This is a genomic window from Paraburkholderia suaedae (assembly GCF_040812055.1).
In the GTDB taxonomy this organism is placed as follows: Bacteria; Pseudomonadota; Gammaproteobacteria; order Burkholderiales; family Burkholderiaceae; genus Paraburkholderia.
In genome coordinates this window covers 22,687-28,896 of record NZ_JBFOAH010000049.1, presented here as the reverse complement: position 1 = coordinate 28,896, position 6,210 = coordinate 22,687, and the positions used below count along the sequence as shown (strand labels likewise).

Here is a 6,210-nt window from a genome sequence, read left to right as displayed (position 1 = left end):
TAAAAGAACGCCTCGGAACATGGCATGATTGGACTGTCTCTGCCGCAATCGAGACAGTTATCTGATAAGGATAACTACGCGTGTGCCGAATAGTTGACTTCCAGCCGCCAACTTGACAACGCCAACCCTGCGCTTCTATGCAAAAGAGAACTGTATGGCGTTCCGCTTGATCCTGAACGCCGCAATCATGCTCGGCGTCTTCGACTGCGAGTCCGTAGCGCGACAAGAACAGCCCGACGCAGTGCCCGATGCTCCCATCAGCGACATTAGCGACATCAGTGAAATCGACGCCGCATGGCACGACGGGCTGGCGCATTTGCGCGCACGGCTTCCCGCCGATGAAGAACCTGGAATTGCCGCGTTGATCGAAACGGAACTTGCCGCACTGGAGGCCGAGTGGCAGGACTTGCGCATCTCGCTTCCGGAACACGCCAACGACCAGGAACTGCAGCGCACTCTGTCCGACGCCGCGGCCGCGATCGCCCAACCTACTTCCCGCACCTGCCCCGAAGCAATGGTGCTGCTGGAATTTCCGGTTCGATTGTTGGCCGCGCGGTCGCGCATCACCCGATTCGATTCGATCCTAGAGACAACATGAAGAACTCGCTGGAGACAGCATGAAGAACTCGCAGGAAAAGTCCGACGTGCGCGTTGTCGGTGTGGAGAAGGAGTTTGGTGGAACCGTCGCGTTACACAGGCTCGATCTGAAGATCGAACGCGGGACGTTCTTCTCGCTGCTCGGCCCAAGCGGTTGCGGCAAGACAACCACACTGAGGCTGGTCGCGGGATTCGAGCAGCCCACGCGCGGACAGATATTCATCCATGGCCAGGATGTAACCGGCCTGCCCGCGCACAAGCGTAACTTCGGCATGGTGTTCCAGAGCTTTGCGCTTTTTCCCCATATGACCGTGGCCGAAAACGTCGGCTTTGGATTGCGGATGAGACGTGCCGACCGCGGCAGCATGCAGGCCAAAGTGGCGAATGCGCTCGAGATGGTTGCGCTCGGAAATTTCGGGGCGCGGTACCCGGATCAGCTCTCCGGCGGTCAGCAGCAGCGCGTCGCGCTCGCGCGCGCCATTGTGTTCGAGCCGGATGTGCTGCTTCTCGACGAACCCCTTTCCGCGCTCGACAAACTGCTTCGCGAGCAAATGCAGGTGGAACTGCGCCATCTGCAAAGGAGGCTGGGGACCACGGCCATTTTCGTCACCCACGATCAGGAAGAAGCGCTAACAATGTCCGATACCGTTGCCGTAATGAAGGACGGACGCGTGCTGCAGGCTGGCGCGCCGCGCGACATTTACGAGCGGCCGACCAGCCGATTCGTGGCCAGCTTTCTGGGCGCCAGCAATATTTTGCCTGCCACCATTCGCGGACGCGACGGCGCCGATGCGGTCGTCGATGTCGGCGGTGCGCTTTTAAAGCTGCAAATGCCGCCGGACACCGTGGCCGTCAACGGAAGCGCAATCCAGGTCTCGCTGCGCCCTGAAAAGATCCGGATTACTTCTGACGGCGCGGTGAGCGCGACGGTTAGCGACATTGTGTATCGGGGGGCGCAGACACACTTGTACATGGAAATGAACGGTGCGCCGCTCGCCGCGCATTTTTCCAATGCGAGCGTCGCACCGTCGACGCTCGCACCCGGCGATACCGTCCGGCTCACTTGGGACGAAGGCAGCATGGTGGTGCTGACATGAACGCACGCCGAAACCTGATGTGGGCCGCAGCGGCGCCGCCGGTCGCGTTGCTGACCATCTTCTTCGTCGTTCCGCTGGCGTATCTCTTGTACGTCAGCTTCATGACGAACTCGCAAGCGGCGCTCTATGACGCTTTGCCCACTCTGCACAATTACGTTGACATCGCCGGCGATCCGTTTTATCAGCTCATCATTCAGCGCACGCTGCTGGTCACGCTGACCGTATTGGGTGCGAGCCTGCTGCTCGGTTATCCGGTTGCATTCTATGCGTCGCGGCTCACGCCGAGGGGCAGGGTAATCATGCTTATGGCGATGATGTTTCCGCTGATGGTCAGCAACGTCGTACGAGCTTACGGCTGGGTCAGTTTGCTGGGCCGCAGCGGCGTAGTGAACGTGGTGATGGGCGAGCTCGTGGCGGGTCATCGCCCGGTGCAGATGTTGTATTCATTTAGCGCAGTGGCGCTCGGCCTGCTGACGATCATGCTGCCCTTCATGGTCGTCTCGATCACAAACTCGCTCACAGCTATTGATCACCGGTACATTGAAGCCGCGGAATCGCTAGGAGCGAGTCCGTGGCGCGCGTTTCTCAATGTGACATTGCCGTTGTCGCGGCCCGGGATCACATCGGGAATGATGCTCGTGACCTTTCTGACGTTGAGTGCATACGTGACGATTGCCTTGCTGGGCGGCCCACGGTTCAAGCTGCTCGTTAGCCTGGTCTTCGACAGCACCGCGACCGCGCGATGGCCACGCGCCGCCGCGCTTTCATTCGTGCTTCTCCTCCTTGCACTCTTGATTGCCGCGGTGCTGCAGATCATTTTGCGGCCACGCAGGACGCGCGGAGCACGGGCATGAAGAAGCAATCCGTCATACTTCGGCTGGCGACGACCATTGTGCTCGCGCTGATTCTCGGACCGATTTTGATCATCGTTCTGTATTCGTTCAGCTCTGCCGAATCGCTTGTGTTCCCGCCTCCGGGACTCACGCTGCGCTGGTTCCATGAATTTTTCGTTATCGCCGAGATGCGCAGCGCGTTCATCCTGAGCCTCGTGCTTGCGTTGGTCGCCGCGTCGGCATCCGGCGTGCTTGGCCTTCTAGGGGCGGTATATGTTTCGCGACGTACTGGCGCGTGGGTGAACGTGCTACAAACGCTGTTCATGGCTCCGCTCGTCTTTCCGACAGTCATTCTGGGACTTGCGCTGCTCCTGCTCTACAGGCAATTGGGCATAGGAACGCTGCCAGGCTTGCTGATCGGGCACGTCGTCGTTTGCCTGCCTTACGCTTTTCGTTCGGTCCTGTCCGTCCTGCAGAGTTTCGATACCGCGCTCGAAGAGGCAGGGCAAAGCCTCGGCGCTGGTCCCATGCGCTCCTTCCTCCTGATCACCGTGCCGATCATCTGGCCCGGGATATTGTCGGCCTGGCTTTTCGGGTTCATTGTCTCGTTCGGGGAACTGAATGCGGCCCTGTTCTTGACGGGACCGGGGGTGACGACGCTGCCTATCGAAACGTTCAGCTATCTTCAGTTTCAGGGCAGTCAGCTGGTCGTAGCGGCGGCATCGACCATTCAGGTCTTGATGATCATCGTGCTGCTCACAGTCGCCGCGAAGTTCGTGGGCGTTAAGCGGGTCGTGCAGCGCTAGACGGCTGAAGGGGACGGGAGCAGGCCACGACCCGTGCGCGGGCCCTCGCCGTCGTGTCGAGCCTGTTCCGCTGCTGGCTGCGGACCGGCTATGTGATCGCCAACCCCGCCGCCGAAATCTCGGGCAGTGCGGCCACCCGTGACAGCTGGACGCCGTCCGGATCATGCCGGCCAGGGTGCTGGCGCTGTGCGACGCGGTGGTCAGCGGCGCCGCGCCGGACACCATGTCGACACTTGTATGGGCGCGTCGCGGCGTGATCTGGTCGTTGTACCGCTTCGCTGGCGTGCGTCTGGCGGAACTGGTGTGGTCTGAAGCGGACGGGTTGCCCCGGCTCGACGTTGACCCGCGGGATCAATGGACCCTGCACGTGCTGGGAAAAGGCAACAAGCGACCGTCGATTCCGCTGCCTCGGTCTGCGTGCCGGCGCTACGCGCCTACCGTCTCGCGCGTGCCCTGCCGGAGCGCCCGTCGCCATTTGAACGGGTCGCACTGATCCCCAGTGAGAAGCGTGACGCGCTGGTTCACAGCGGACTGTACGACGAGGTCAAGGCCGTGCTGCTGGCCGCAGAAGCACAGATGCTGCCGGCGGGCCGGTAATAGTGCTCGAGTTCGAGGAATCCCGCGTCTGCCATGTATTGGCGCCATGCTTCGAGATCGTGGAAAGCGCCATAGCGGCCGTGGTTCCAGGCTTCCTGATTCGCACCGCGCGGATTGGAGCTGAATAGCACGCCGCCAGGCTTCAGGGTCGCGTGCAACTGCCGCTGCACACGGCCAATTCCTAACTCGGGACATGGAACAGGGAGGCGTTGGCGAAAACGCCGTCAAAGCGTGCGAGCGGCAAATCGGGGTGCAGAAAATCCTGCTGCCACACCTCGCAGCCGGTCTCGTCGCGCGCCATCGCGACGAAGCGTTCGGCACCATCGAGGCCGACCGCGCGATGGCCCGACGAGGTGAAAGCCTTTAGATCTCGCCCCGGCCCACAGCCAAAATCGAGAATCGCAAAAGGCGGCTCGACGGCGATATGACGCAGTAGCGCGTCGATGTTCTGTGTGATGTCGTGGTCGCTCGTGCCTACCCGGACATCTTCCACGTGCGCGTTGTAGTGCTGCACCGTAACGGCGCTGATTCGTTTGAGCTCGCCAACGGTGGGTGTCATGGCGACGGCTCTCCAATTATAGCGGGAAAAGCGAGATTCTCGACTCGGGTGAACCGAAGAGGCCGAATAGACGCCGGCCGAGCATGCCATGCCGGGATATCACAAGGTGGTCTCACAAGCTATGTATGACCGAGCAGCAGTTGAACCTGATCTCTGGTCAATGGGCGCTATCCGATCCGACCCGCTCTTGCGGTGCTGCGGCTCGCGTCATCAAACAGCTGCGCCTGGCGGCGCGCGATGGCGCGCGAGAAACCGATCCAATTGTCCCGCGAACGTCTTGCTGTCGCGCGGGCTGTATGGCGCCGGACCGCCCGTATCGACGCGTGTGCTGCGCAGTTGTTCCATCACTGCGTGCATCGTCAGGCGTTCCTCTATATTCTCACGGCTAAACCAGTTTCCACGCGGGTCGAGCGCATACGCGCCCTTGTCGAGCGTAGCCGCGGCAAGCGGTATGTCCGCGGTAATCACCAAGTCGCCGGCCGCGACCAGTTCGACGATGCGAGCATCGGCGGCGTCGAAGGCCGCCGGGACTTACAGTGCCTTGATATAGCGCGAAGGCGGCGTGCGCAAATACGGGTTCGCGACGAGCGTCACGCACACTTCGGCGCGAAGCGCTGCCCGAAACAGCATGTCCTTGATGACAGCCGGGCAGGCGTCTTCGCCAACCAAGACTTGCATCGTGAGTATCTCCATTAGGTGGAAGGAGCGATCATATTTACCGTCCGCGCTTGCCCTGCGGCGGACCCGGACCTGGCAGGGCGGGTAGTCACAAGGCCAGTTCGCAGAATGGTGGCTTTCGAGTGCGAAGCAGTCACTCGAATGACCGTGTGAACGCGATGGCGAACGACGGAAGATGGCCGATCTGTGACCGCCGCACTGACGCGCTGGAAGGTCACAGGTCCGATTCATTCCTCAAAAAGAATCTAGGGCGGCTCCGGCGCCGGAAATCTATACCTTTCAGTCATCCCGTCCGGGACGCATGCTGGCCAATACCGGATCCAAATCTGCTGCTTAGGGGACGAGTGCCTTCGTCAAGGGTCGACCCGATTTTCGATGTTCTTCTCGCAGTCTTCCCAGTATCGAAGCGGATCGCGATACCGTGGATAGCGTACGTCGAGCCACGCTGACAGTCTGGTCCAATCGGGATGATTGGTGCCGGTCTGCGCAGACCAGATTGACGACCTCTCAACAATTTGGCCGGTCTCCCGATCACGGACAACTAAACTGCCGAGACCGCTCGAACTGTTCTCTTGTGACTCCACCAGATACCGCGGCAGAATCCTGAGCTCAGCATCGTCGGCCCACCCGTATAAAGCGCGGACCACGCCGGTCGGACCTCGCAATTCTATGGGTCCGTTTGCCGGGCGGACGGCCGCCCACCCTTCAGGGAATTCAGTGACGACCTCGTTCTTGCTTTCCCTCACCCACTTCACACGCCATGCCCGCTCCATCGCCTTGCGCAAGTCGGGCAAGGACTCATAGCCGGCAGGTAACTCGATCGCCATCGGGAGAGTGACGAGGTTATCTTTCCAAAGTTTGGTTTCGTCGTCGACGCGCTCGACGTCGTCGAACGCCCCGCTTTCGAACGGGTTTTCGGGCCGACTCGATACTCTAACGTTCCCGTTGGACAGTCCCTCGAAAAGGCGCTCAGCGTCACGGCGGGTAAGTTTTGTGTTTCCTTTCTTCATTGAACTGCCTCTGCATTAAGGGTCGTCTTGCTG

6 protein-coding genes and 2 pseudogenes are annotated in these 6,210 nt (G+C 60.7%); 5 read left to right on the top strand and 3 right to left on the bottom strand.

Annotated features, from left to right (window positions below):
- The first annotated feature begins 154 nt into the window (after nucleotides 1-154).
- The 5 genes from ABQJ48_RS35460 to ABQJ48_RS35440 all read left to right on the top strand — a co-directional run bounded on the left by ABQJ48_RS35460 (nucleotide 155) and on the right by ABQJ48_RS35440 (nucleotide 3,826).
- On the top strand, nucleotides 155-598 hold the full coding sequence (locus ABQJ48_RS35460; RefSeq protein ID WP_367842566.1) for a hypothetical protein: 444 nt from the start codon (nucleotides 155-157) through the stop codon (nucleotides 596-598).
- Nucleotides 599-617: 19 nt separating this feature from the next.
- Complete coding sequence (locus tag ABQJ48_RS35455; RefSeq protein WP_367842565.1) at nucleotides 618-1,694, top strand: ABC transporter ATP-binding protein; 1,077 nt, start codon at nucleotides 618-620, stop codon at nucleotides 1,692-1,694.
- 47 nt (nucleotides 1,695-1,741) lie between these two features.
- Nucleotides 1,742-2,548, top strand: a complete 807-nt coding sequence (locus ABQJ48_RS35450) for an ABC transporter permease (protein WP_367842564.1) — start codon at nucleotides 1,742-1,744, stop codon at nucleotides 2,546-2,548.
- Nucleotides 2,437-3,333: an ABC transporter permease gene (locus tag ABQJ48_RS35445; protein ID WP_367842563.1), complete on the top strand. Its 897-nt coding sequence runs from the start codon at nucleotides 2,437-2,439 to the stop codon at nucleotides 3,331-3,333. Before ABQJ48_RS35450 ends, ABQJ48_RS35445 begins: the two co-directional genes overlap by 112 nt.
- A 163-nt stretch (nucleotides 3,334-3,496) precedes the next feature.
- On the top strand, nucleotides 3,497-3,826 hold the full coding sequence (locus tag ABQJ48_RS35440; protein WP_367842562.1) for a site-specific integrase: 330 nt from the start codon (nucleotides 3,497-3,499) through the stop codon (nucleotides 3,824-3,826).
- A 28-nt stretch (nucleotides 3,827-3,854) separates the two neighbouring features.
- On the opposite strand, the pseudogene ABQJ48_RS35435 reads toward ABQJ48_RS35440, so the two are convergent.
- The 3 genes and pseudogenes from ABQJ48_RS35435 to ABQJ48_RS35425 all read right to left on the bottom strand — a co-directional run bounded on the left by ABQJ48_RS35435 (nucleotide 3,855) and on the right by ABQJ48_RS35425 (nucleotide 6,177).
- A pseudogene (locus ABQJ48_RS35435) lies at nucleotides 3,855-4,489 on the bottom strand (class I SAM-dependent methyltransferase).
- Nucleotides 4,490-4,699: 210 nt separating this feature from the next.
- Nucleotides 4,700-5,167: pseudogene (locus ABQJ48_RS35430) on the bottom strand (YaiI/YqxD family protein).
- Nucleotides 5,168-5,520: 353 nt separating this feature from the next.
- Nucleotides 5,521-6,177 (bottom strand): hypothetical protein, encoded by a 657-nt coding sequence (locus ABQJ48_RS35425; RefSeq protein ID WP_367842561.1) that lies wholly within the window; start codon nucleotides 6,175-6,177, stop codon nucleotides 5,521-5,523.
- Nucleotides 6,178-6,210 lie beyond the last annotated feature (33 nt).